Here is a 24,409-nt window from a genome sequence, read left to right as displayed (position 1 = left end):
GAGTCACTTGTTTCTGAATATTGTTGTCGCAATATCCACCAACAAGTACCCACACGAATTATCTAATCTCGTCTTGTTAAATAACTCAAAACCGCCAGGGTTTTGATATCGCCAAAAGGTCAGACCCTTTAGCGAGGAGGCGTATTATAAACACTTCAGCCCCCAGAGCAAGGTGTTTTTTTAAAGTCTTTTTACAAGACCGTAACACCGAACTCCCTCACCCGTATCACCAACTCACCGCACCGCTGCCTCAGCAACCGCACCGGCCTGTCTCCCCGAGCGAGGAGGCGCATTATAGAGACACCCGATGGAGAGTCAACAGGGAAATCACGATAATTCAGGCTTTTTTTGAAACCGCTTATTTAACAACCAATTTAGAACGCAAACTGCCAGCCAGCGGTTATTGTTTGATCAACTTCCATCTGTGGACCATGCAAATGCTGATAGACGGACTGACCAAATTCCGCGGCGAGCCGGTGTCCTTTTAACTGCCCCTTGGTAAACAGGTAGTTCAGCCCCAATGACAAGTCGCTTCTTTCCCCGCCCTGATTCGCCGGGTCTGCCGTCGGCACCATCATCGGGTTCAGCTCAGGGTCGGCGCCATCTATATCTTCCCAAACCTCATGGGCCAGTCTTATCGAGACACTTAAAGCACGGGAATAACTGCGAGCAACCCAGCCACTGAACTTGAGCCTGTTGCCCAGCCGATAATCATTGTCATTGTAGTCGCTACGTACAACCAAACTGACCTGCCCGCCCCAGCTTACACTGTCACCAAAACCCTGATAGGACACGCCTGGCAGTAGATCAACACTGCCGGAACCCAATTGCATCGCGTAAGGTAGCTTCGCATTTGCCATTGCCGGAGTGTCGTCCCGGGCGTCGATATCCCCTGTTGGCAAACTCAGCCCGATATTTGCGTGCACACGATGGCGGCCATCTGCTGAACGGTACAGCGAATACAAGCCCGTCATGGAAATATCTCCAAGACCAGAAGACGAGGTGCTAAACCCCTGCCCCATGCGTGTAAGGTGCTTCATTTCCTTTTCTACTACCGGCAGCATCAGCATTAATGTCAGCTGGTCATTGGGGGCATACATCGCACCCAACATATGCATCGACATGTCCATCGACACCGGCGCGACCATATAGTCGCCGGGACTCATCATAGTGCCCGTAATTTCCGCACTGGTAACGCTATCGCCACCCTCGCGCATACCCTTCATTGTCATGTCCATATAGCGATAGGACAGCATCCACTCACCCGCTGCGTGCTGGTGATCGGCCATCACTCCGATAGGGGCATGGGAACTGGCGCCCAGACTGCTCATTGGCGCGTTGTCATGGGCGTGCGCATTGTGTACAGCAATCAAACCCGCTATCGCTATAATTTGAACTTTCATGAATTGGCACTCTTGATAACTGGAGATAATGACTAAAAACGACGGGCATGGTAACAATTCAAGCCCCACCGGGATTGCGACAAATTGTCGCAGCCACTCAGCCCGCGGGTATCAGCGGCGGTATACTGACAGCATGAAATCATTTACCCATAACTCAGAAGCCAGCAACCTGCGTCGACTATGTTTGATACGGGCCGTGGTTGTTGCCGGACAATGGCTTGCCTTGCTGGTCGCGAAGCACCATCTCGGCTGGCTGCTGCCCTTTGTTACCCTGGAGCAGCTACTCAGCGCAATTTCAATATTTGCACTGTTCTGCTGGTGGCGTAGCTATCAGCGCTGGCCAGTGACCGATGTCGAATTATGCGCTCACCTTTGCGTGGACATAATTGCCTTCAGCGCGGTGTTGTATTTTTCCGGTGGCGGCGGCAATCCTTTCATTTCTTACCTGTTAGTCCCCTTATGCATCGCGGCCACCACACTGCCCCTGGCGTTCACCTGGGGGCTCGCCTTGCTGTCGATGTCCGCTTATGGGTTCCTATTATTTTTCTATATTCCCCTTGAATACCTGTCGCCCCACGCCCAACACGACATGACATCAACCCTGGGCCACACCGCCAACAGCCATATTGTGGGCATGTGGATTAATTTTATGGTGAGCGCACTGCTAATCAGCTATTTCATCTCAGCGATGGCCGACACCCTGCGGCGAAAGGAGAGCGAGCTCGCCCAGGCCCGGGAACGGCAGCTGCAGGACGAACAACTGCTCGCCGTCGCCACCCTCGCTGCCGGCACTGCCCACGAGCTGGCCACCCCATTGGCTACCATGAAAATTATCAGTGAGGATTTGCTCGACGCCGCCGACGGCCTTGCTCAGCAAGACCTTGCGGCGCTCGACCGGCAGATCGATCAGTGCTCCGACATTCTCCAACAGCTCGTTGCAACGGCCCGGGAGCTCAGTGGAACCGCCCCCGCGCCGCAACAGGTAGCGAAATATTTGGCCAGCGTGCTGGATCGCTGGCAATTGCTGCGCCCGGATTGTGCTCCGACGCTTGCTGTCTCGCCGGCAGCCAGCACCTTGTACATTCAGCCTGATGGCACTCTGGGGCAAAGTATCCTCAACCTGCTCAACAACGCAGCAGACGTCAGCCCCGCTGACGTCACTCTTGATGCAGACTGCGACGAAGACTACCTGCGTATTACTATCGCAGACCGAGGCCCAGGCCTGCCCGGCCCGGAGGGGCAGATCAACAAGGCTTACGTCAGCACCAAGGGCAAGGGCCTCGGGCTCGGCCTGATGCTCAGCCACAGCAGCGCGCAACGTTTCGGCGGTTCGCTGCGGTGGCGCAAGAGAAAAGGCGGCGGAAGCACGCTGGAACTCACCCTGCCCCGCAAGAACATCGAGGTACAGCCATGACATCGTTACTCATCGTCGACGACGACATCGCCTTTTGCGAAGCCCTGAGTCGGTCCGTGCAGCGCCGGGGAATCACTGCTCGCCACGCACATTCGATAGACAGCGCCCGCACAATTTGCGAGGAATTCACCCCCCACATGGCGGTGGTCGATCTTAAAATTGACCGGGAATCCGGTTTAGCGGTCATCCCCTTTCTGCGCGAACGCTTCCCTGAAATCCGCATATTGATGCTGACCGGCTACTCCAGCATTGCTACCGCTGTTGATGCCATAAAACTCGGAGCCGACAATTATTTGCAAAAGCCCGCCAGCACCTCTGCGATTCTTGCCGCACTAAAGGAAGACCGGCCGCAGGCCCAGCCCACCCACACGGAGGCTATAGATACGCCCAGCCTGGACAGACTGGCCTGGGAGCATATACAGCAGGCACTCAAGGATAACGGAGGCAATATTTCGGCGACGGCCCGCCAACTGGGAATGCACCGGCGCACTCTGCAACGAAAGCTGCAGAAGCGGCCGGTGAAGTCTTAGCCGACCTGCAATTTAATTGCTGGTGGTACTGGGCAAGCTGATTTCAAAGATCCTGACATTACCACTGGCTTCGTGGCCAACCGCGAGATAAGGCACGTTGTCATAGTAAAAGGCGTGCAACCCTTCGGGGGACTGGTCACCGGTATCCGCAGCCGGGTTGGCCGTGAAATCGCGGTTATTCAGGTACTGTACAAACTGCACGCCATAGGGCGAGGACACGTCATACACTGCAATGCCGCCCGTCGCGGTCAGACCGATAAAGGCATAGACACGACTACCCAGGGCTAACAGCGCCACGCTTTCCGGCTCAGGGCCACGATCATCACTGTTGGCATCGGTGTTATTGAAGTTAGCGCCGAGCGACGCAAAGGTCATTCGCTCCAGCTCTGCTCCCGAGTCATAGACCAGATTGCCCGAGGCGTCCCACACCGCAAAGGAACGGGCACCAAAGGCGGTGATAATGTCTATATCGCCGTCGCCGTCGGTATCACCGGTCTGATCGGTTACCTTCAGACGCCCCAGCTCATTGTTATTCCCGGCATCTGCAAAACTCCGGTTAGCAGCATCGACGGCGGGCGCAGACACACCATCAAGCTCGCTGGCGCGGAACTCTTCGGAGAAGCCGGAATAATTACGCGCCTCACCTTCGTTGGCTGTCAGCACAAAGTTAGCACCGGCGTGGCGGTAGGCGGCAACACCATCAGGCTGATACATTCCGGCCACGTCCAGCCAGTTTTTCAGAATGACATTGCCATCGTCATTGACATCGACCTCATTGCCGACCACACCGTAATCCTTGGTGCCCAAGGCATAGATTGCCTCGATCGTGCCTTCGCTGAGATCCAGCACCGCCATAGCGTTATTTTCCTGCAAGCCGACAAACACGGTGTCGTTGTCCGCGGCAACGCTGATGTGCTCCGGCTCCAGGTCCTGCGCCACACTGGCTCCGGGGCCGTATACCCGCACCGATGCAGGCAGTTCGTTATGACGCGCGCCGCCCACATTAAATTCGGCAAAGGTAATTTGCCTCGCTTCTGCAGTGGCCAAACCATCGGACAGATCGATCAGTGTCACCGAACCCTCGGGGTCAACGCTGTAATCAGCACTGGGCCGGCCCTCATTGGCAACCAACACGCGCTGACCAATAATATCGAAGGTCAGCATTTTCGGCCCGGCACCGACGGTAAAAGTGGCAGCCAGAGTCAGTTCATCCCGGTTATACAGGGCCACAATACCATTCTGCTGTGGGTTGCTGTGCTCGATGGCCACCGCAACATACTCCACACCGACAGTGACCCCGGTAATCGCACCCAAACTCACACCCGCATCGGCCGCGGCTGCAGCAGTGTCAATTTGACCCGCAGCGACCGGCGTCAGCGGTGTGGTGATATCGACAACATCTACGACGTTGCTCTGCCCGTTCACCACAAACATTTGCGCATTTACACTGTCTACCGCCAGGGTTCTTGCTGCCCCTGCGCCAAAGTTTGCATCACTGCGGCGGAAGCTGGCGGACTTGTCGTAACTGAGCACTGGCCACTCCGGCGCTGCAGTAGCAACAATAAACGGCCCCAGCGGCAGTATCGCCACGCGGCTCTGCTCACCGTAGAGTCCGTAACGACTGTCATTGGTCACCGCGGTGAAGTTCGCATTCAACAGCGCCAGTCCTTCAACGTTTTCCCCAAGTGGATCAATGCCCACTGGCAGCGTTTTACTAAGCGTGTCGTAACCCAATTGCTTGGTCACGAATGGCACGTCGTCGACCAGGTACTGCTGCTCAAGTGAGTTATTCGAGCTGAACTGATCCCACTGCGTCCCCAGAATACTGACCGCGTTCTCCAGGTTGACCCGGTAGTATTTGCTCACGCTCTTTGCCTGTTCGACCAGCACGAGATAATCCTCGCCAACGGCGACGGCCTCGTTAATGGTCACCGCGCTCTGGGCCAGGAACTCGCCATTGGCCAGGTCACCCTTGCCATCTGACTTTCGCGCGAACTGGGAGGGCGTATCCAAACGATAGAGGTATTCCCCGACCAGGCTGTTAATCGTGCCATCTTCATTCAGTGATAACTTGCCGATGCGCACAATACGCGACCGCTCGGCCGTGGCCACATCGGGATTCAGCAACGGTGCCTGCACGACAAAATACAAAAAGTCGTTATCGGGCGTCACTGCCAGCGCTTCAATGCCGCGATCCAGTTGCCGCCGCGCAAGTATCGACGGCAGATAGGTGTCCTGCACCGGATAGGTCGCCGCGGCGAAATCACCCGCGGTGCCCGCCGGTACCTGGCGCTGAAGCACTTTACCGTCGACGTCCACCAACAGCAGGCTGGGACCATATTCTTCAGCAACCCAGAACCGTCCATTATCCAGTTTGACCAGTGCCTCGGGGTCGATGCCATTCGCATTCTTTGCCAGCGTCGCTCCGGAGGCGTCATAGGCCTGCTCGCTAACCGCCTGGGTTGTCGGGTTGGGCAAGCCATTGAGTTCATTGCCCACCGTATCTTTCAAGGTCAGCGACTCGGTCATTTCCAGGCGCAGCCCAGTGCCGATGCCGCTCAGCTTCCACGACTGAATGCGGGGAGCAAAATCCGGCAAGGCGAATACACTGCCGCTATTCCCCGCCCCGCAAAAATCCTGAACGCCAATCACCTGCTGACTGTCGCTACAGGGAAACGTCGGGCCGCGATCGGTAATGGTATAGAAGAACCGCCCCTCTTCAGCGGGACTGCGGTACGCGCCACTACCCACCGACAGGTGAAGGCTGGTCGGCTGGGGAGCGCCACTGAACTGCACACTGCCCAGTGATTCATCGATAATAAACTGTCGTGGATTCAACTCGTAGGTCAGCGTCCTCCCAGAGGAGTTGTTGTCGCCACTGCACGCAGTCAATGCGGCAATTGCTGCACCCAACAGGGCGACCTTTTTTCCTGATACTTTGCTACGTTCAATCATCAATGACATTCCGGTTAATGGCGCTGACGCGGCTGGCGTCTTTATTTTATCAAGTCGGTGTAGGCCTTTACCGGCCAGTGACCCGGAGCGAGGTTCGCCCCAGGACACCAAACGGCTCAGAGTTGCGAGCGACCTTTGTTTGCGGCAATACGCAAACGCAGCGCATTGAGCTTGATAAAGCCCTCTGCGTCTTTTTGGTCGTAGGCGCCAGCATCGTCTTCAAAGGTGGCAATCGCTTCGTCGAACAGCGAGTTATCTGACTTGCGGCCAACTACGACAACATTGCCTTTATAGAGTTTCAGACGCACCGTACCGTTGACGAAGCCCTGCGACTCGTCGATGGCGGCCTGCATCATACGGCGCTCGGGGCTGAACCAGTAGCCGTTGTAGATCAGCTTGGCGTAACGCGGCATCAGCTCATCCTTCAAATGAGCGGCTTCGCGATCAAGGGTAATTGACTCGATCGCACGGTGTGCACGCAACATAATGGTGCCGCCAGGGGTTTCGTAGCACCCTCTGGACTTCATTCCCACATAGCGGTTTTCAACCAGGTCAAGACGGCCAATACCATTGTCGCCGCCCAACTTATTCAATGTTGCCAGCATTGTGGCCGGGCTTAATTTCTCGCCGTTGAGGCTGACCGGGTTGCCTTTTTCGTAGCCGAGTTCGATATAGGTCGGGGTGTCCGGCGCGTTCTCGGGGCTGACACTCCAGCGCCACATATCTTCTTCCGGCTCCCAGTAGGGATCCTCCAGATTGCCGCCTTCATAGGAGATATGCAGCAGGTTGGCGTCCATCGAGTAGGGCGATTTCTTCTTCTTGGAGGAAAAGTCCACCGGGATATTGCGCTGCTCGCAATAAGCCATAAGCGTTTCCCGGGAAGTAAGATCCCACTCCCGCCAAGGGGCGATCACCTTGATACCGGGTTTGAGGGAGTAGGCGCCCAGCTCGAAGCGCACCTGATCGTTGCCCTTGCCCGTCGCACCGTGGGAGATGGCATCCGCACCGGTTTCGTTGGCAATTTCAATCAAGCGCTTGGCAATCAGCGGGCGAGCGATAGAGGTGCCCAGCAGGTACTCCCCCTCATAAATCGCATTGGCGCGAAACATCGGAAACACGAAGTCACGTACATACTCTTCGCGCAGGTCGTCGATATAAATTTCTTTCACGCCCAATGCCTTGGCCTTGGCACGCGCGGGTTCGACCTCTTCGCCCTGACCGATATCAGCAGTAAAGGTGACTACCTCGCACTGATAGGTCTCCTGTAACCATTTCACGATAACAGAGGTATCCAGGCCACCTGAGTAGGCCAATACCACCTTGTTGATATCCGACATCACACACTCCAGAAAACGCCAACGCGACCGAATTCGGCCCGTCAGAGGGAAAAAAGACCGCCATTTTAGCTAGGTTTGCCCTTGGGTGCCATGCCGCAGGCCCACGCAGAGCGCGGTTTCGAGCAAAACAGGCCGCAACGTCACGCCGCGCGCAGCTCGCAGCCAATTTTTTAGGAAAAAGTTGCAAAAATTATTGGCCGCTCAGGGATTGACCTGAACCCCCATTAGCCCGACATTAGCGTCGTTTTCAACTTTCGCGGAACTCGCCCAGCGTGTTAGAAATTATCGATGTATCACGTCGTTATGGCGAGTATCTCGCGCTGCGCGATGTCAATCTGCGTGTTCATGCCGGGGAGTTCTTTACACTCCTGGGGCCCTCCGGCTGTGGCAAGACCACTCTGCTGCGCAGCATTGCGGGGTTCGACCACCCCGACAGCGGCGACATTTTGCTCGACGGCAAGTCCCTGCTGCACCTGCCCCCCGAGAAGCGGCCTGTTCACACCGTCTTTCAAAGCTACGCGCTGTTCCCCCATATGACGGTGGCCGACAACATCGCCTTCCCGCTGCGTATGGCCAAACTGGACAAAACCGAGATTGCCCGCCGTGTCGAGGAGGTACTGGAGGATGTCCGCCTGCCCGACAAGGCACGTCATTATCCGCAAGCACTGTCCGGCGGTCAGCGCCAGCGCATCGCGATTGCCCGGGCGCTGGTCAACCGCCCGCGCCTATTGCTGCTGGACGAACCCCTGTCAGCACTGGATGCCAAGCTCCGCGAACAAATGCAGATTGAGTTAATCAACCTGCAAAAGGATATTGGCATCACCTTTGTCTACGTCACCCACGATCAGGGCGAGGCACTGGCCCTGTCCCACCGTATCGCGGTAATGAATCAGGGTGAAATCAGCCAGATCGACGAGCCTGCCCAGCTGTACAACTGCCCGGGCAATCGTTTTGTGGCGGACTTTATCGGCCAGTGCAACATCCTCGACGGCACCGTTATCGAGAGCCACAGCGACCGGGTAGACGTCGAACTTGACGGGCTGGGGCGGATTTCCCTATCCGCCCACATTCCCGCCAATCTACACTCGGGAGAGCGCTGCGCCCTGACTCTGCGCCCAGAAAAAATACGCTTGGCCAAACAATTGGAAGCCAACGACGCCGAACTGCACTTTCGTGGTCAGGTACACGACACTCTGTATATGGGCGATGTCACCATTTACATCGTCGAGCTGGGCGAAGGCGTGAAAGTCGAGGCGCTGCTGGCCAATAGCGCGCCGGGGCGCGCGCGCCTGTTTGATCCCGGCGACACCGTTGAAATCGCCTGGCATGCCGATGCCGGGCATCTGGTACGCTGAGGTGGCCATGCATCATCGTCTCAGCAAGGTGCTGCTGGCATTGCCACCGGCGGCCTATCTGGTGGTATTTTTCGCCGTACCCAGCCTGCTCATGCTGCTGGCCTCGTTCCGCTACCCCGGCGAATACGGCGGTCTCGCGCCCTGGTACTACATCGACGACGGTCAGCTCAGTCTTGATCTGACTACGGAAAACTGGCTGCGGCTGGTCGAGTCCACCATCTACCTGGGCCTGCTGCTCAAGTCCCTTGGCTTCGCCCTGCTGACCACCTTGATTTGTGCGCTGATGGCCTATCCGCTGGCGCTGACCATCGCCCGCAGTCCGAAAAGACACCGGGACCTACTGTTGCTGCTGGTGATTCTGCCCTTCTGGAGCAACTTCCTCGTGCGCATCTACGCCTGGATGATTATTTTCAGTCCCCAGGGCGCGCTGTCGGAAGGGCTGAATGCGGTGACCGGCCTGCTTGGGCTCGAACCGGTGAATCTGATGTTCAGCAGCACCGCGGTCATTGTCTGTCTGGTCTATGTCCATCTGCCATTTATGATTCTGCCGCTGTACGCCAATCTGGAAAAGCACGACCCTGCCCTGCTGGATGCGGCCCAGGATCTTGGCGCCAATGCCCGTCAGCGCTTCTGGAAAATCACCTGGCCGCTCAGTCTGCCCGGCATTTACGCCGGCGGGGTACTGGTCTTTATCCCCTCACTGGGCATATTCGCCATTCCCGATCTGCTCGGAGGCACCAACGGCATCATGATTGGCAACGTGATAAAACAACAATTTGTCGAGGCCCGCGACTGGCCCTTTGGCAGCGTGCTGTCGCTGGTACTCACCGCTATCACTCTAATGCTGGTGGCAATTGCCGGGCGCTTTGGTCGCCCCAAGGGAACCGCTAATGGCTAGACCGCGTAAAACCTTGCTGCTGGCCAGTGCGCTGGTCTACCTGTTCCTTTACATACCGCTGGCGGTTGTGGTGGTGTTTTCGTTCAACGACTCACGGCTGAACGCTGAGTGGGTGGGCTTTACCTGGAAGTGGTACGACCAGCTGTTCAGCAATCCACAAATGCTGCAAGCCGCGCGTAACTCGCTGATTATTGCCCTCGCTGCGGCGCTGCTCTCCGGGGTGCTCGGCTGCCTGGCCGGTATCGCCCTGCACCGCTTTCGGCAGAAATGGCTGTCGGCGCTGGTCCTCGGCCCCGTCGCCATGCCTGACATTCTCATCGGCGTCAGCCTGCTACTGACCTTTATGCTGTTCAATATCGGCCTGGGTAGCATTTCCATTATTCTCGCCCACGTCAGTTTTTGTATCGGCTTTGTTGCGCTGGCGGTGCAGGCGCGGATGAGCGGCATGGATGACAGTCTGCTGGAAGCGGCCCGGGATCTCGGTGCCAGCCCCTGGCAGAGCTTTCGGCTGATTACCCTGCCGCTGCTGTTGCCAGGGGTCATTGCCGGCATGATGATGGCGTTTACCCTATCAATTGACGATTTTGTTGTGACCTTCTTTACCGCCGGTGTGGGCAGTGCCACCTTGCCCCTGGAGATCTACTCCATGGTCAAAATTGCCGTCACCCCGGAAGTAAACGCGGTATCGACCCTGCTGATGCTGTTGACGCTGGTGCTGATTACCGTACTTTCCCGCTTCTCACCACAAAGCCTGAGAAGCTGACCCTTCCCCCTTTGACAGGATACGACCGTGAAAAAGTTTCTGTGCTGTGTAGTGCTGGGCCTTTCGCAAACTGTGTTGGCCGACAAGGCCCTCAACCTCTTTAACTGGAACGACTATATTGCCGATGAAACCGTTGCCCGCTTTGAAAGCGAGTGCGGCTGCAAGGTCGTGCAGGACTATTTTTCTGCCACTGAAGAAATGATGGCGAAACTGCTTGCGGGTAACGGTGACTACGACATCGTGATCCCCACCCAGAACGCTGTTGAAGCGCTGGTCAAACAGGGCTTTTTAACGCCGCTGGACAAGAGCAAGCTGAGCAACATCGGCAATATGGCCGCTGGTTTTATGAACAAAAGCTACGACCCCGGCAATACTTACTCCCTGCCCTATGCGTTCACCACCACGCTGATTGGCTACAACGAAACCAAAATGGCAGAACTTGGCCTGGAGCCCGGTGACTGGTCGATAATTTTCGACCCCAAGGTACTGAGCAAGATCAAAGGCAAGGTGACGGTTATGGACGACTCTGAGGAGCTGTTCGCCGCCGCCCTGAAATACCTTGGCTACTCCGCCAACGACAGCGACGAAAAACACCTGAAGGAAGCCCAGGCAGTGATCCTGAAGGCCAAACCCTACTGGGCCGCCTTCAACTCGTCGAGTTACATCAAGGAATTAACCGTGGGTAATATCTGGGTGGCCCACGGCTACTCCAGCGACATGTTCCAGGCCCGCAGCGACGCCGCCGAAGCCGGACGCAGTTTCACAGTAAACTTTGTGATTCCGAAACAGGGTGCCGTGCTGGCGCTGGACAATATGGTAATTCCCAGGAAAGCCCGCAGCCCCGAACTGGCACACCAGTTTATCAACTTTATGATGCGGCCGGAAAACGCCGCGGAGCTGAGCAATATTGTTGGCACCGGCAACCCCAATGCGGCAGCCAAGCCCTTTATCGAGGAAGAGATTCTGGCGATTTCTGCCATCTTCCCCAGCGAGCAACAACTGAACTCGCTGGAAACTCTGGACGCACGCAACGCCAAAAGCCGGCGCGTGATGAGCCGCCTGTGGACCGAGCTCAAGGTGAAATAAGCCTGACGCGACCAGACACTGCGGGCCGCTTTACCGCTCCCGCGGTGTCTGTGCTACACTTTTTCCGCGCACAACGCGCACCCCATCATCAACAAAAAGGATTTTGCGATGATCAAGCAACCCCTCCGCCGCTGTGCGGCAGTTTTATGTCTTGTTTTTTCATTGGGCAGCCTCATGACATCCACCGCCTACGCGCTGGATATCAATTCCGCCACCGCCACCGAGCTTCAGCAACTCAAGGGAGTCGGGCCCAAACGCGCCGAGGCGATTATTCGCTATCGCGACAGCAATGGCCCATTCAAAACCCGCGAAGAACTGCTGGATGTCCCCGGCATCGGCAGCAAGGTCTTGTCGGACAATACCGATCTGATCGAACTGCCTGCGATTGGTCAGGACCAAGCCCGCTAAGTACCGCCCCTCTCTTCAAGTCGCCTTTTTTGTCCCTATTCAGACACAAAAAAGGCGACAACCGCGCAGGGTTGTCGCCCAGGTCTACACATCTTCATCGGTAAATCAGGACTGGAACATTTCCAGTATCGCCGAGAAATCCCGCTGTGCATTGCCGTCTTTGGCAGAGAACGATGCATACAGGCTTCGGGCAAGTGCACCCATCGGCACAGAACTTTGGGTCAGCAAGCTGTTTTCCATTGCCAGCCCAAGGTCCTTCAACATCAGCTGAACCATAAAGCCGGGCTTGTAGTCATTGCTGGCAGGCACGTTTTCCATCACCCCGGGATAGGGGTTGTAGGTTTCCAGCGACCAGTTCTTACCTGAGCTTTTCAGCATGATTTCAGACAGCACGGCGGGATCCAAGCCGTTGTTGGCGCCCAGTTGCAAGGCCTCTGCGGTGCCAATCATATGCACAGCCAGCAACATATTGTTACAGATTTTGGCGATTTGACCCGCGCCGTGACCACCGGCGAGGAAAATATTCTTGCCCATGGCTTCAAGGATTTTCTTGCCGCGCTCAAAGCCGGCCTCGGTGCCGCCGCACATAAAGGCCAAAGTGCCTGCCTGAGCTGCCTTGACCCCACCGGATACCGGAGAGTCGAGCATTTCCAAACCCTGCTCTGCGGCGGCGGCACCGACCCGGCGCGCGGTGTCGGCATCGATCGTGCTGCAATCCAGGAACAGGGTGTTCGGCGCAGCCTTGGCAATCAGCCCTTCATCGCCCAGATACAGCCCGGCGACATGCTTGCCTGCCGGCAGCATCGTCACCACAGTGTCGGCGCCTTCCAGAGCACCCAGCGCAGAGGAGGACTTCGCCGCCCCCTGTTGCACCAGAGCGTCCATCGCCGCGTCAACCAAATCGAACACTGTGACCTGGTGCCCTGCTTTCAGCAGGTTACCTGCCATCGGGCCGCCCATATTTCCGAGACCAATAAACGCGATCTTTGCCATGTTATTTACCTTATTTCGCCGTTGTTCAGGCGATAGCACTGCCATCGCCTTGTCCTTGTTAAATGGTGTTTAACGGGTTTTCTGCCCAGGGCGCAGCAAAGTGCGCCGCGATGTCGGCGTCGCTGACCGCCGCTGCCGAGTCGTGACTCCACTGGGGGTTTCTGTCCTTGTCAATCAACAAGGCGCGCACACCCTCTGCGAATTCGCGGCCGCGCACAATATTGGTAGACAACACCAGCTCCGCTTTAAAGACCTCATGCAGGCTCAAACCCTTGCAACGGCGCAACTGCTCGATAATCAGCCGAGCGCTGAGGGGTGAACCGGCGGCGAGGCTCGCCCCGGCCTTTTGCAACCACGGGTTATCACTCTGCAGCGTGCTGATCGCTTCGATAATCGCCACGTCGTCATCCTGCTGACACAGTGCTTCAATTTCCGCGGCGGCGGGCTCGACATTCCCCTCGGGCCGCGCACCGGCAGATTTCTCGACAAAGCCGCGCATCAGATCAAACAGCCGCTCCTGGTTGTCACCTACGCTACTGGACCAGGCGTGCCGGGTCAGGGCATCCAGTACCTCTTCAAGGTATTGATGCTCGATAAAGCCCTCTGCCATTCCCAGATACAGGGCATCGCTGGCATTGAACGACGCGCCTGTCAGCGCCAGAAACAAGCCACTGTTGCCCGGTGTGCGATTTAAAAAATAACTGCCGCCAACATCGGGATAAAGGCCGATGGTGATTTCGGGCATGGCCAGCCGCGACTTTTCAGTCACTACGCGGTAACTACCCGCCGCGAACACACCGAGGCCGCCACCCATGACAATGCCGTGGCCCCATACGACCACGGGCTTGGCGAACTGCTGTAGCAGATAATCGACCCGGTACTCTGTTTCAAAAAAGGTCTCGGCGTACTCACAGGGCCCACCGGGCTGCTCGATGGACGAACGGTACAGTGCCTGAACGTCGCCACCGGCACACAGTGCCTTTTCGCCGGCTCCGCGAATAAACACGCAGGCGATATCACTGCGGTCGCGCCAGTCACGCAGTGTAGCGAGCATACGCTCGACCATATTCAGCGTCAGCGAGTTGAGGGTTTTCTCAACATGCAGGGTTATGACACCGAGGTGGAGGCCGCTGGCGGTCTCCCGCTCCTCGAACAATACCTCTTCTATTTGTTCGGCAGTCATCAGGCGTTTTTCCATTCCGGGCTGCGCTTTTCCAGAAAGGCGTTAACACCCTCTTTCTGGTCGGCAGTGTCAAACAGCTGTACGAAACGCTCACGCTCCAGCATCAGGCCTTTGGGCATTACCGCATCACGGGCCTCATGTACCAGCTCCTTGCAGAAGCTGACCGCGACGGGGCTTTGCTGGCCCACCTGCGCGGCAAGCTTCAAAGCCACCTCCTTGGCGGTGCCGGTCTCCACAACCTCTTCGACCAGACCGATGCTGAGGGCCTTATCGGCCTTCAAGCGCTCGCCACAAAGAATCACTCGCTTCGCCCAGCCTGAGCCCACCAGCGCAGTCAGTCGTTGAGTACCGCCAGCGCAGGGTAACAAGCCCACCTTGGCTTCGGGCAGCGCCAGTTGCGCCTGAGTTTCCGCAATACGAATATCACAGGCCAAGGCACACTCAAGTCCACCGCCCATGGCAAAACCGTTGATCGCGGCAATAGACACCCCACGGAAATCCGCCAGGGTTTCAAAGGCCTGACCAAATTTCAGGCCGATGTCATAGGCGACTTCTTTGTCGCCATCGGCAAACATTTTCAGATCGGCGCCGGCAGAGAAGAATTTTTCTCCGGCACCGGTAATCACCAAACTGAAGATATTGCGATCCGCATTGAGGTTTTCTACCAGGGTTTTCAGACCGACCAGGGATTCCGCATCCCAGGTATTGGCACCGGGGTTGTCGATGGTAACCAGTGCCGTGTGATCGATAATTTCTACTTTCAGTTTTTCTGTAGGGCTGTATTGGCTCATTTAATTAACTCCAGTGCGCCTTCCATTAACAGTCGCCGGGCGATAATCACCCGCATGATTTCATTGGTACCTTCCAGAATCTGGTGTACACGAACATCCCGCAAATGTCGCTCCAGGGGATATTCTTTAATATAACCGTAGCCACCATGCAGTTGCAGGGCGTCGTTGCAAATTTCAAAACAGACATCGGTGGCAAAACGCTTGGCCATCGCACAGTAGCTGGTGGCCTCGGCGTGCTTGCTGTCGAGTTTTACCGCCGCCAAACGCACCATTTGTCTGGCCGCGACCAGCTTGGTCGCCATATCCGCCAATTTAAACTGGGTGTTCTGGAAGTCGGCGATCGACTGACCAAACTGTTGCCGTTCGTTGACATAGGCTGTCGCGGTTTCCAGTGCCGCCTGGGCGGTACCGATAGAACAGGTGGCGATATTGATGCGACCGCCGTCCAGTCCCTGCATGGCAATGCGGAAGCCCTGACCCTCTTCGCCAAGCATATTACCGGCGGGTACGCGCACGTCCTCAAAGGTTACCGTCGCAGTGGGCTGGCTGTTCCAGCCCATTTTTTCCTCGGGTTTGCCATAGCTGATACCCGGGGCATCGGCCGGTATCACAAATGCACTGATGCCCTTGGGGCCAGCGGCACCGGTGCGCAACATGGCAACCAACACATCGGTGGACCCCGCACCGGAAATAAACATTTTACTGCCGTTAATAATGTAGTCGTCGCCATCGCGGCGGGCAGTACTGCGCAGGCTGCCCGCATCAGACCCGGCACCGGGTTCGGTCAGGCAGTAGGAGGCCAGTGTTTCACCCGTGACCAGTGCAGGGCAGTAGGTTTCAATCACCTCGGCGGTGCCGTAGTGACCGATCATACTGGTAGCCATGTTGTGAATGGTGAGAAAAGCCGCCGTGGAGGTGCAGCCCTTGGCCAGCTCCTCAACGATAACGCTGGTGTCCAGACGACTCAGCCCCAGTCCGCCCGCATCTTCCGGGGTATACATTCCCATAAAACCCAGTTCGCCGGCCTGGCGCAGTGCGTCCTTGGGGAATATATGCTCGGCGTCCCAGCGGGCCGCGTTGGGCGCAAATACGCCCTCTGCAAACTGGCGTGCACTCTCGGCATACGCGATCTGATCTTCGTTTAACTCAAAATCCATCGGCGGCAACTCATATTATGTAATGTGGTGCAAATAAAAGATTAAGGGCCACCGCGGGCCCTTTGCATGGCAAGGGCGCTGCAGCCCTGGCGTTTACTCGCCCAGCTTGGCAATCGCAGAGGCAAACAACACCTCATCCGCGGGCAGCTCTTTGGTTTTGGCCAAAGGACGCGATACCCAGGTGATATTGACCAGATCCTGCCAGGTAATGTTGTTATTGGTCGCGTTACCACCCCAGCTTCCGCAACCGAGGGAGAAGGTCTGACGCATGCCATTCCACAGGTTGCCACTGTTTGACGGCGCCTGTGGCTGGTTAACCATTACCCGCGAGGTTTTGGTTTCCATCGCGTACTTCATAATATTGTCGTCGTTGTAGGAATAAATTCCACAGGAGTGACCCATACCCTGATAGGCCTGAATGGCATTTACCTGGGCAATGGCTTCGTCGATATCCTTCACGGTGTAAAAGGCCATTACGACCGACATTTTCTCACCGGAGAATGGGTAGTCGGGGCCGGCACCCACCTCGGGCACAATCAGGAAGGACTTGCCATCGGGCAGATTGATGCCCGCCATATCCGCCAACACCGGTGCGGGCTGGGCGACGATGCGCGCAGCGATATGACCGTCTTCCCAGATAATGGCCTGAAGCCTGGCCTTTTCTTCCTCGTTGCACAGATAGCCGCCCTGAGCCTGGAGCTTCTCCAGCAGCGCGTCCTTGATTGACGCAAAGGCCACTACCGCGTTATCCGAAGAACAGGACGCTGCGAGATCGAGGGTTTTGGAGATACGGATTTTCTCCGCTGCTTCGTCCAGATCAGCGGTATCGTCAACGGTGATGACCGCGTTACCTGCACCCACACCCAGAGCCGGTGTGCCACTTGAGTAGGCTGACTTCACCATAGGCGCACCACCGGTGGCCAGAATGCGGTCGCACTGCTTCATTAATTCTGCGGTGCGTTCCATGCTCGGTGTATCGATAGAAATCACCAGATCCTCCGGCGCGCCACAGGCTTTGATGGCCTCGCGCATCAGATCGCAGATCATCTTGTTGGTCAGCTTTGAACGCGGGTGGGGCGCGATGATGATGGAGTTGCGCCCTTTCACCGATGAAATCGCCTTGATAACCGGTGTTGCCTCCGGGTTTGTGCAGGGGGTCAGTGCACCGATAACGCCGACTGGCTTGACGATTTTAACTAAATTGCGCTCGGCGTCCTCCTCGATAACACCCACTGACTTGTCATCAATAATATCGTAGAGCGCAGCGCGGGTTTTGCGGAAGATTTTCAGGAATTTGCCGTCGTAGTTCCCCAGCTGGGTTTCATCCAGGGTGAATTGGGCGATTTTCTCAGCCACACCCGGCTTCGCCACCGCCCACACCATCGCCGTGATCAATTCGTCGATCTGCTCCTGGGTGTAATTTTCAATCTGTTGCTGAGCCGCGCGTGAACGCTCAATCAGCGACTGGATATAAAGCGCATCTTCATTTGCTGCGGGGGTATTTTCGGTAGCCATGATACAAATCCTGATTATAGTAGAAGTCAACACGCCGACGATCGCTACAATGCTCCCCCTGCTTGCGGCGGGGTTGTTGAACGACGCCCAAATTATGTTTCCTAGCCCCCTATAGAAACACAGGCCCAGACCCGCCGCGATTGATTATCTTGGCGACTTGATGGACTATATTGCTATCTAACGGCAATCAATGAGCCAGTCCAGTGGCCAATAGTCCTCAACAATGAGCACCTCTGCACCATGGCGATAACCTCTGAGTGGCCCCTGCCGGCCAACGGTGTGCGCTTTTTGACCCCCCGTTTTATGGTGCAGCTGCTGGCCCAGCACCCTCTGACCGAGGGTCTTTACCCGCTGGCGATGGGCTATTACCCCATCGCACGCAAGCATCATATGCTGCGCCAGACCCATGACAACTACCTGATCATGTATTGCACTGGCGGCCACGGCACTCTGGTGTGTGACGATCGGCAATACGACATTCGCAGTGGCGACCTCGTGCTTCTCCCCCGCGGGCACAGCCACGCCTATCATGCCGACGACCTCGATCCCTGGACGATCTATTGGCTGCACTTCAACGGACGCCTGGCCGACGCGTTTTATCAGCACAGCCGCCTGACCAGTCCCAAACTTTACATTGGCCTGCAACCGCGGGTCGTGCGTATTTTCGACGGCCTGTCGGAGCTGCGCCGCAGCGCCTATCAATTGGCCGAGTTTATTCAGGGCTGCCACCAGATTCAGGCCCTGCTCAGTTACATCGCCTTACTGGAACGCCAGCAGCGGCCGCAGAGTGGCAAAGGGCTGGACTGGGAGCGCTTGCGGGCGATGATGCAGGAACATATCCACGGCCAGCTCAATCTCGACGAATTAGCCGCCAGCGCCAATCTGTCGAAGTTTCACTTCACTAAAAAATTCAAAGCGTGGAGCGGGCAATCACCGATTCAGTATTTTATTAATATGAAGGTTCAGCGGGCCTGCTATTTGCTGGATAGCACCGGCATGTCCATCAAGGAAGTCGCTGCGGCACTCGGCTATGACGACGCCTACTATTTTTCCCGCGTATTCAAAAAGACCATCGGCCTGTCGCCCAGCGAATATCGCCAACACCGGCGGGTGTAAACAGCAAACTACTGCGCCCCGAGCAGCTCGCGACACAGTGCCGGCAGCTCCCGACTGGCCAGGCCCCGGCGCTGCTCTGCAAAGGCACTGGTCCGGGCTGAGTCGTCCAGGTTCACTTCGATCGTGCGCGCTCCCGCCTCGTTGGCGACTTCGACAAAGCCCGCTGCCGGGTAGACCTGACCCGAGGTGCCTACCGCGACAAATACATCGCACCTGGCCAGAGCAGTATAGATGTCATCCATCGCCAGCGGCATTTCGCCAAACCACACCACATGGGGCCGCAACATATTCCTGAGCCCGCAGCAGGGACAGCGTAGCTCGGGGGTAATATCTTCAAGTATTTCAAAAACCTGCTGGCTGCTGATGCAACGCATTTTCAGCAACTCGCCGTGCATATGAATCAAACGGCGGGAGCCGGCGCGCTTATGCAAATCATCGATATTCTGGGTTACTAGTAGCAGTTCGCCGTGAAAATTCTGCTCCAGTTCAGCCAGCGCAATATGCGCCGCATTCGGCTGCACCGCTGCAGAGAGCAAGCCCCGACGGCGCTGATTGTAGAATGACTGAACCAGTTCGGGATTGGCATCAAAGCCCTCCGGGGTCGCAACATCTTCTACCCGGTGGTTCTCCCACAGACCGTCTGCGGCGCGAAAGGTCTGTATGCCAGACTCAGCAGAAATTCCTGCTCCGGTTAACACCACAATCCGCTTTATCATTCCGCCCTACTCTCCTGATAACGAGTAATCACTCGATATTGTCGACCAGCCGGTCCTCTGCCCCCGGCCCCAATGGCTGACCGTAGCTGAATTCGACCACTTTGCCATCAGGGTCGCGAACGCCGCAGTAGTAGCCCGCCGGATAGACGTCATCGCGACAGTCCCAGGCGAGTAGACCTTCTTCATCAGCCTGTCTGGCGATACGCTCTACCTCACTACGGGAGGCCACGGCAAAACCCAGGTGGGAATAATCATGATCAGCTTGGGGACTACCGGCTCCACCGGATAACAGGACGAGAATAAATTCCCGCTCCCGCCCGGGCTCAGCCAACCACACCACCTGCTGACTGCCATCCCGACGGTGATGGACAACCGCCAGCGATGCGTAGCGACGATAGAATTCTACACAGGCATCGACATTATGCACGTGCTGGGCAATATGAGTGAGAGTGATATTCATGGCAACCTCTCCGATTTCGACTGCAGGGTATCAGTCTAGCGACCGTAAAAGGCCGTGGAAAGGCGGGGCATCTGCGTCGGGGCGAACCCCGAAAAGGCAGCTGCGGAATAAAATATACCCTTGTGTTCAGTAAATACCGGTTAGCCGTGCCAAAAGCACACTGCCGATACTCATTGTAGACACCGCGACAATCAGAATTAACAAGAGTTTGAACGGCCTGAAGGGTTTGCGCTCAACATTGTTGTAGCCGACCTTCAGATACTCATCAACCTTGGCCTGGTCTTCGGGGTAAAGCTTGTTATGTTCATTTTCCATTGCAGTTACCGCTGTTTATCCTGGCTGTGGCGCACAAAAAAAGGCGGCCCCCATTATCTCAGGATGCCGCCTTCGGCGCCAGAACTCCGCGCTGACCGGGAAATTAACCTGCCTTAGACAAAGGCGTCCTCGGCAACATCCATCAGGCTGGCACTGCCACTGCGGATCGACTGGCTGAGCGCCGCCGTCTGGGGAAGCAGACGCTGAACAAAGTAACGGGCAGTTTGCAGTTTCGCCGTGGCAAAGGCCTCGCCCTGCTGGCTATCGCCAGACAGCACCGCGCGGCACATCATCGCCCACATATACATGTAGAGGGTGAAGCCCACCACATGCAGGTAGTCGTTGGCCGCCGCGCCAATGGCGTTGGCGTCACTTGCAGCCTCGCCCAGCACGTATTCAGTAAGAGACTCCAGGTTATCGACGGCGTCGCGCAGCGGCGTCAGGAATTCTTCCATACCTGCCACCGAGTCGGCGCTCTGCGCAAAGTCGCGTATCTCGCCCAGCAGAGCCTGCATGTTTTGGGCGCGGTTTGCCGCCACTTTACGTCCCATCAGGTCCATCGCCTGAATACCATTGGTGCCTTCATAGATCTGCGCGATTCGCACATCCCGCACCAACTGCTCCATGCCCCACTCGCGGATATAACCGTGACCACCGTATACCTGCTGCCCCAGTACAGTACCCTCAAACCCTTTATCGGTGAGGAAGGCCTTGGCCACCGGCGTCAGCAACTCAACCATACCCGCAGCTCGGGCTTTTGCCTCGCCGTCACCAAACTTGGATACGTCAAGCTGCTTGCCAACATAGACCGCAAAGGCGCGACCGGCCTCAACCAGAGCCTTCTGGGTGAGCAGCATACGCCGCACATCCGGGTGCACGATAATAGGATCGGCCGCGGCATCCTTGTTCACCGGCCCGGTAGGGGCACGGCTTTGCAAACGCTCGCGGGCGTACTCACAGGACCACTGATAGGCAGTCTGCGCCGCACTCAGCCCCTGAATACCCACCGACAGGCGCTCGTAGTTCATCATGGTGAACATACCCTGGAGACCGCGGTTGATCTCACCCACCAGATACCCTTCGGCGTTGTCGAAATTCATCACACAGGTCGCCGAGGCATTGATTCCCATTTTGTGCTCGATGCTGCCACAGTGAACCCCGTTCGCCTCGCCGAGGCTGCCATCGTCATTCACTTTCACCTTGGGCACCAGGAACAGGCTAATGCCTTTTGAGCCCGCCGGAGCGTCGGGTAATTTGGCCAATACCAGGTGGATCACGTTTTCGGTCAGGTCGTGATCGCCGCCGGTGATAAATATCTTGGTACCGGAAATATCATAACTGCCGTTGGCGTTTGGCACCGCCTTGGTGCGAATCATGCCAAGGTCAGTACCGGCATGGCTTTCGGTCAAGCACATCGCGCCTGTCCATTTGCCAGAGTACATATTGGGAAGATATTTTTGTTTGAGTTCATCCGACGCGTGGCTGTCGATGGCCAATGCCGCACCGGAGGTCAGGGTCAGGTAAAGGCCCATCGCGATATTTGAGGAGTAGAGCATTTCCTCAAATAGCAGCACCAGCATTTTCGGCATGGTCTGGCCACCGTACTCCGGCGCACCGGACAGACCACCCCAGCCGCCTTCAGCGAGCTGACGAAAAGCTTCTGGATAGCCTTTTGGGGTCGTCACCACCCCTTCGTTCCAATGCACACCCTCTTCGTGACCGGACTGGCTCAGCGGCGCAATCAGGCCCTCGTTAATTTTGGCACTTTCTTCGAGAATGGCATCGGCGAGCTCGCGGTTGACCTCTTCAGTAGCTGGCATACCCTGCCACAGGGCCTCGGCCTTGAACACATCGTGCAGGACAAACTGCATATCCCGCAGGGGGGCTTTATACTCGGGCATTTTTCTCTCCTTCGACACTGACGTCGGTCATGCCTGTTGGGGAATTCCTATACACAAACGCCCGCCTCGGGGCGGGCGTCACCTGGCGCGAGACACGCCTCAGAATGCAAAGGCCTCGGCAGGCATGGCCATCAAACTCTCGGCACCGTTAAGCATAGACAGTTTGTGCGATTCAGTACGCGGCAACAGGCGCTGAAAGTAGAAATTCGCGGTTTGCAATTTCGCCTTGAGGAACTCGTCGTCACGATCGCCTTCCAGAGCAACCGCAACCATGCGCGCCCACATATACGCCAACGAGATATAACCCGAATACATCAGGTAATCGACAGAGGCCGCTCCGACTTCGTCCGGGTTTTCCATCGCCTTTTCGCCGATCTTCATCGTCACATCGCCCCACTCTTTATTCAGCTCAGCGAGCTTGCTGATAAAGGGTGCCATTTCTTCCTTGCCTTCGTTGGCCTTGCAGAAATCGTGGATGATTTTGGTGAACACCATCAACTGCTTGCCACCGGAACCCATGACTTTGCGTCCCAGCAGGTCCAGCGCCTGAATGCCGGTAGTACCTTCGTACAGGGTAGAAATACGCAGGTCGCGAACGATCTGTTCCATGCCCCACTCGGAAATATAACCGTGGCCTCCAAACACCTGCATACCGTAGTTCGCAGACTCCAGCCCGGTTTCAGTAACGAAGGCCTTGGCTATCGGGGTCAGCAGTTCAGACAGGTTTTCCGCGTCTTTCCGCGCCTGCTCATCACCACTGAAGTAGGACACATCAATCAACTGCGACACCCAGTAGATAAACGCGCGGCTACCTTCCGCCAGCGCTTTCTGGGTGAGCAACATGCGGCGAACATCCGGGTGAACGATCAGCGGATCGGCAGGGCCGTCGGGGTTTTTTGGCCCGGTCAGCGAGCGCATTTGCAAACGTTCAGTGGCGTAGGCCAGTGCACCCTGAAAGGATGCCTCGCCCGCAGAGAGCCCCTGCAGCGCGGTGCCCAAACGGGCTGAGTTCATCATATGGAACATCGCATTCAGGCCGCGATTTTCTTCGCCCACCAGAAAGCCCGTCGCTCCGTCAAAGTTCATCACACAAGTCGCGGAGGCCTTGATACCCATTTTGTGCTCTATGCTGCCACAGCTCACGCCATTGCGCTCACCGACATTGCCGTCGGCATCGGGCAGGAATTTCGGCACGAGGAACAGTGAAATCCCTTTGGTACCCTCGGGTGCGCCTTCTATCCGCGCCAGCACCAGATGGATGATGTTCTCCATCATGTCGTGCTCGCCACCGGAGATGAAAATTTTAGTACCGGTCACTTTGTAGGAACCATCAGCAGCAGACTCCGCCTTGGTACGCAAAATGCCCAGGTCAGAACCACAATGGGGCTCAGTCAAACACATGGTGCCGCCCCAGGTGCCGTCGGTCATCTTGGGCAAATAGGTTTGCTGCAGGTCTTCAGCGGCATAGTTTTCCAACAGGCGTGCTGCTGACTGGGACAAACCGGTGTACATGCCCCAGGACCAACAGGCAGAACTGGTCATTTCTGAAACCACAAGGCCCAAAGAATTCGGCAAGCCCTGGCCACCAAATTTGGGATCGGCGGTCATCGAAGGCCAGCCGCCCTCGGCGAATTGCTCGTAAGCCTCCTTGAAGCCCGTAGGGGTTTTCACGCCCTCTTCAGACCAAACACAACCTTCCTGATCGCCCACCTGATTCAGCGGCGACAGCACGTTTTCAGCAAATTTTGCACCTTCGGCAATGATAGCGTCGACGAGATCCTCACCGACCTGCTCGCGGCCGGCCAGGCTCGCGAAGTGCTCGTTACAATTGAGCACATTTTTCAATACAAAATTTATGTCACGGAGTGGCGCTTTATATTGCGGCATGGAGAAAACCTCATCAGTAATCGAGTCAGCGAGTCTATCGCTCTAATGTTGACAGTGACAACTATAGTGATTTCTTCCTGTTGTGCAAGACTTTTTGACCTAGCCCGGCCGTCATTTCGGCCAATTACCACGGCGGGAATTGGTACTATTTCCTTTTTTTACAATAAGTTATCTAAAAAAGCGAAGTCGTCGCATACGCATTATCCCCCAGCCTGTAACGGGCTGT

Annotated in this window: 21 protein-coding genes; 8 read left to right on the top strand and 13 right to left on the bottom strand. The window is 56.5% G+C overall.

All coding sequences use genetic code 11. The features are described from left to right. Positions 1-374 precede the first annotated feature (374 nt). On the bottom strand, positions 375-1,403 hold the full coding sequence (locus tag HCU74_RS19260) for a transporter (protein WP_168452059.1): 1,029 nt from the start codon (positions 1,401-1,403) through the stop codon (positions 375-377). Between the two features lie 133 nt (positions 1,404-1,536). Here HCU74_RS19260 and HCU74_RS19255 point away from each other — a divergent pair, with 133 nt between their 5' ends. Both HCU74_RS19255 and HCU74_RS19250 read left to right on the top strand, forming a co-directional pair. Next, the gene (locus HCU74_RS19255; RefSeq protein WP_168452058.1) at positions 1,537-2,817 is read left to right on the top strand and encodes an ATP-binding protein; all 1,281 of its coding nucleotides are present in this window, start codon (positions 1,537-1,539) and stop codon (positions 2,815-2,817) included. Further along, positions 2,814-3,347 carry a response regulator transcription factor gene (locus HCU74_RS19250; protein WP_168452057.1) on the top strand — a complete coding sequence of 178 codons (534 nt, stop codon included), beginning with the start codon at positions 2,814-2,816 and terminating at the stop codon, positions 3,345-3,347. Before HCU74_RS19255 ends, HCU74_RS19250 begins: the two co-directional genes overlap by 4 nt. A 12-nt stretch (positions 3,348-3,359) precedes the next feature. Here the strand turns inward: HCU74_RS19250 and HCU74_RS19245 are convergent, their stop codons facing one another. Together HCU74_RS19245 and HCU74_RS19240 are read right to left on the bottom strand one after the other, a co-directional pair. Further along, a complete protein-coding gene (locus tag HCU74_RS19245; protein WP_168452056.1) occupies positions 3,360-6,302 on the bottom strand; it encodes a choice-of-anchor I family protein in 2,943 nt (980 codons plus the stop codon). 116 nt (positions 6,303-6,418) lie between these two features. Beyond that, on the bottom strand, positions 6,419-7,639 hold the full coding sequence (locus tag HCU74_RS19240; RefSeq protein WP_168452055.1) for an argininosuccinate synthase: 1,221 nt from the start codon (positions 7,637-7,639) through the stop codon (positions 6,419-6,421). Between the two features lie 272 nt (positions 7,640-7,911). Here HCU74_RS19240 and HCU74_RS19235 point away from each other — a divergent pair, with 272 nt between their 5' ends. The 5 genes from HCU74_RS19235 (at position 7,912) to HCU74_RS19215 (ending at position 12,149) form a co-directional block, all read left to right on the top strand. Continuing rightward, positions 7,912-8,994 (top strand): polyamine ABC transporter ATP-binding protein, encoded by a 1,083-nt coding sequence (locus tag HCU74_RS19235; protein ID WP_168452054.1) that lies wholly within the window; start codon positions 7,912-7,914, stop codon positions 8,992-8,994. Continuing rightward, positions 8,951-9,892, top strand: coding sequence for an ABC transporter permease (locus HCU74_RS19230; RefSeq protein ID WP_246864732.1), 942 nt, complete (start codon positions 8,951-8,953; stop codon positions 9,890-9,892). Before HCU74_RS19235 ends, HCU74_RS19230 begins: the two co-directional genes overlap by 44 nt. Then, positions 9,885-10,655, top strand: coding sequence for an ABC transporter permease (locus tag HCU74_RS19225; RefSeq protein WP_168452053.1), 771 nt, complete (start codon positions 9,885-9,887; stop codon positions 10,653-10,655). Before HCU74_RS19230 ends, HCU74_RS19225 begins: the two co-directional genes overlap by 8 nt. Before the next feature lie 27 nt (positions 10,656-10,682). After that, positions 10,683-11,741 carry an extracellular solute-binding protein gene (locus HCU74_RS19220; protein WP_168452052.1) on the top strand — a complete coding sequence of 353 codons (1,059 nt, stop codon included), beginning with the start codon at positions 10,683-10,685 and terminating at the stop codon, positions 11,739-11,741. Between the two features lie 174 nt (positions 11,742-11,915). Next, positions 11,916-12,149: a ComEA family DNA-binding protein gene (locus HCU74_RS19215; protein ID WP_246864731.1), complete on the top strand. Its 234-nt coding sequence runs from the start codon at positions 11,916-11,918 to the stop codon at positions 12,147-12,149. A 105-nt stretch (positions 12,150-12,254) separates the two neighbouring features. Here the strand turns inward: HCU74_RS19215 and mmsB are convergent, their stop codons facing one another. From mmsB to HCU74_RS19190, 5 genes are all read right to left on the bottom strand, one after another. Further along, positions 12,255-13,142 carry a 3-hydroxyisobutyrate dehydrogenase gene (gene mmsB, locus HCU74_RS19210; RefSeq protein WP_168452050.1) on the bottom strand — a complete coding sequence of 296 codons (888 nt, stop codon included), beginning with the start codon at positions 13,140-13,142 and terminating at the stop codon, positions 12,255-12,257. Positions 13,143-13,200: 58 nt separating this feature from the next. Continuing rightward, entirely contained in the window at positions 13,201-14,325 is a 1,125-nt protein-coding gene (locus HCU74_RS19205) for an enoyl-CoA hydratase/isomerase family protein (RefSeq protein ID WP_246864730.1), read from the bottom strand. After that, complete coding sequence (locus HCU74_RS19200) at positions 14,325-15,116, bottom strand: enoyl-CoA hydratase (RefSeq protein ID WP_168452048.1); 792 nt, start codon at positions 15,114-15,116, stop codon at positions 14,325-14,327. Before HCU74_RS19200 ends, HCU74_RS19205 begins: the two co-directional genes overlap by 1 nt. Further along, positions 15,113-16,273, bottom strand: coding sequence for an acyl-CoA dehydrogenase family protein (locus HCU74_RS19195; RefSeq protein WP_168452047.1), 1,161 nt, complete (start codon positions 16,271-16,273; stop codon positions 15,113-15,115). The genes HCU74_RS19200 and HCU74_RS19195 overlap by 4 nt, the downstream gene beginning before the upstream one ends. Before the next feature lie 93 nt (positions 16,274-16,366). After that, positions 16,367-17,788, bottom strand: coding sequence for an aldehyde dehydrogenase family protein (locus tag HCU74_RS19190; RefSeq protein ID WP_168452046.1), 1,422 nt, complete (start codon positions 17,786-17,788; stop codon positions 16,367-16,369). A gap of 240 nt (positions 17,789-18,028) precedes the next feature. Here HCU74_RS19190 and HCU74_RS19185 point away from each other — a divergent pair, with 240 nt between their 5' ends. Next, positions 18,029-18,904 (top strand): AraC family transcriptional regulator, encoded by an 876-nt coding sequence (locus HCU74_RS19185; RefSeq protein ID WP_168452045.1) that lies wholly within the window; start codon positions 18,029-18,031, stop codon positions 18,902-18,904. An 8-nt stretch (positions 18,905-18,912) separates the two neighbouring features. Here HCU74_RS19185 and cobB read toward each other — a convergent pair whose 3' ends face one another. The 5 genes from cobB to HCU74_RS19160 form a co-directional block, all read right to left on the bottom strand. Continuing rightward, complete coding sequence (gene cobB / locus HCU74_RS19180) at positions 18,913-19,620, bottom strand: Sir2 family NAD+-dependent deacetylase (RefSeq protein ID WP_168452044.1); 708 nt, start codon at positions 19,618-19,620, stop codon at positions 18,913-18,915. A 28-nt stretch (positions 19,621-19,648) separates the two neighbouring features. After that, entirely contained in the window at positions 19,649-20,080 is a 432-nt protein-coding gene (locus HCU74_RS19175) for a VOC family protein (protein WP_168452043.1), read from the bottom strand. 126 nt (positions 20,081-20,206) lie between these two features. After that, positions 20,207-20,395 (bottom strand): DUF3094 family protein, encoded by a 189-nt coding sequence (locus tag HCU74_RS19170; protein WP_168452042.1) that lies wholly within the window; start codon positions 20,393-20,395, stop codon positions 20,207-20,209. 113 nt (positions 20,396-20,508) lie between these two features. After that, positions 20,509-22,296: an acyl-CoA dehydrogenase C-terminal domain-containing protein gene (locus tag HCU74_RS19165; RefSeq protein WP_168452041.1), complete on the bottom strand. Its 1,788-nt coding sequence runs from the start codon at positions 22,294-22,296 to the stop codon at positions 20,509-20,511. A gap of 99 nt (positions 22,297-22,395) precedes the next feature. After that, positions 22,396-24,183 (bottom strand): acyl-CoA dehydrogenase C-terminal domain-containing protein, encoded by a 1,788-nt coding sequence (locus HCU74_RS19160; RefSeq protein ID WP_168452040.1) that lies wholly within the window; start codon positions 24,181-24,183, stop codon positions 22,396-22,398. Positions 24,184-24,409 lie beyond the last annotated feature (226 nt).

Source organism: Spongiibacter thalassae (assembly GCF_012272835.1).
Lineage (GTDB): Bacteria > Pseudomonadota > Gammaproteobacteria > Pseudomonadales > Spongiibacteraceae > Spongiibacter > Spongiibacter thalassae.
This window is presented reverse-complemented; position numbering and strand designations above follow the sequence as displayed.

What these genes read in the sequence shown, in the direction of transcription:
- HCU74_RS19185 (WP_168452045.1), top strand. Translation starts at nt 18,029, where the DNA reads ATGGCGATAACCTCTGAGTGGCCCCTGCCGGCCAACGGTGTGCGCTTT.
- HCU74_RS19205 (WP_246864730.1), bottom strand. Translation starts at nt 14,325, where the DNA reads ATGACTGCCGAACAAATAGAAGAGGTATTGTTCGAGGAGCGGGAGACC.
- HCU74_RS19250 (WP_168452057.1), top strand. Translation starts at nt 2,814, where the DNA reads ATGACATCGTTACTCATCGTCGACGACGACATCGCCTTTTGCGAAGCC.
- HCU74_RS19190 (WP_168452046.1), bottom strand. Translation starts at nt 17,788, where the DNA reads ATGGCTACCGAAAATACCCCCGCAGCAAATGAAGATGCGCTTTATATC.
- HCU74_RS19165 (WP_168452041.1), bottom strand. Translation starts at nt 22,296, where the DNA reads ATGCCCGAGTATAAAGCCCCCCTGCGGGATATGCAGTTTGTCCTGCAC.
- HCU74_RS19200 (WP_168452048.1), bottom strand. Translation starts at nt 15,116, where the DNA reads ATGAGCCAATACAGCCCTACAGAAAAACTGAAAGTAGAAATTATCGAT.
- HCU74_RS19195 (WP_168452047.1), bottom strand. Translation starts at nt 16,273, where the DNA reads ATGGATTTTGAGTTAAACGAAGATCAGATCGCGTATGCCGAGAGTGCA.
- HCU74_RS19175 (WP_168452043.1), bottom strand. Translation starts at nt 20,080, where the DNA reads ATGAATATCACTCTCACTCATATTGCCCAGCACGTGCATAATGTCGAT.
- mmsB (WP_168452050.1), bottom strand. Translation starts at nt 13,142, where the DNA reads ATGGCAAAGATCGCGTTTATTGGTCTCGGAAATATGGGCGGCCCGATG.
- HCU74_RS19160 (WP_168452040.1), bottom strand. Translation starts at nt 24,183, where the DNA reads ATGCCGCAATATAAAGCGCCACTCCGTGACATAAATTTTGTATTGAAA.
- HCU74_RS19215 (WP_246864731.1), top strand. Translation starts at nt 11,916, where the DNA reads ATGACATCCACCGCCTACGCGCTGGATATCAATTCCGCCACCGCCACC.
- cobB (WP_168452044.1), bottom strand. Translation starts at nt 19,620, where the DNA reads ATGATAAAGCGGATTGTGGTGTTAACCGGAGCAGGAATTTCTGCTGAG.
- HCU74_RS19245 (WP_168452056.1), bottom strand. Translation starts at nt 6,302, where the DNA reads ATGATTGAACGTAGCAAAGTATCAGGAAAAAAGGTCGCCCTGTTGGGT.
- HCU74_RS19255 (WP_168452058.1), top strand. Translation starts at nt 1,537, where the DNA reads ATGAAATCATTTACCCATAACTCAGAAGCCAGCAACCTGCGTCGACTA.
- HCU74_RS19240 (WP_168452055.1), bottom strand. Translation starts at nt 7,639, where the DNA reads ATGTCGGATATCAACAAGGTGGTATTGGCCTACTCAGGTGGCCTGGAT.
- HCU74_RS19260 (WP_168452059.1), bottom strand. Translation starts at nt 1,403, where the DNA reads ATGAAAGTTCAAATTATAGCGATAGCGGGTTTGATTGCTGTACACAAT.
- HCU74_RS19225 (WP_168452053.1), top strand. Translation starts at nt 9,885, where the DNA reads ATGGCTAGACCGCGTAAAACCTTGCTGCTGGCCAGTGCGCTGGTCTAC.
- HCU74_RS19170 (WP_168452042.1), bottom strand. Translation starts at nt 20,395, where the DNA reads ATGGAAAATGAACATAACAAGCTTTACCCCGAAGACCAGGCCAAGGTT.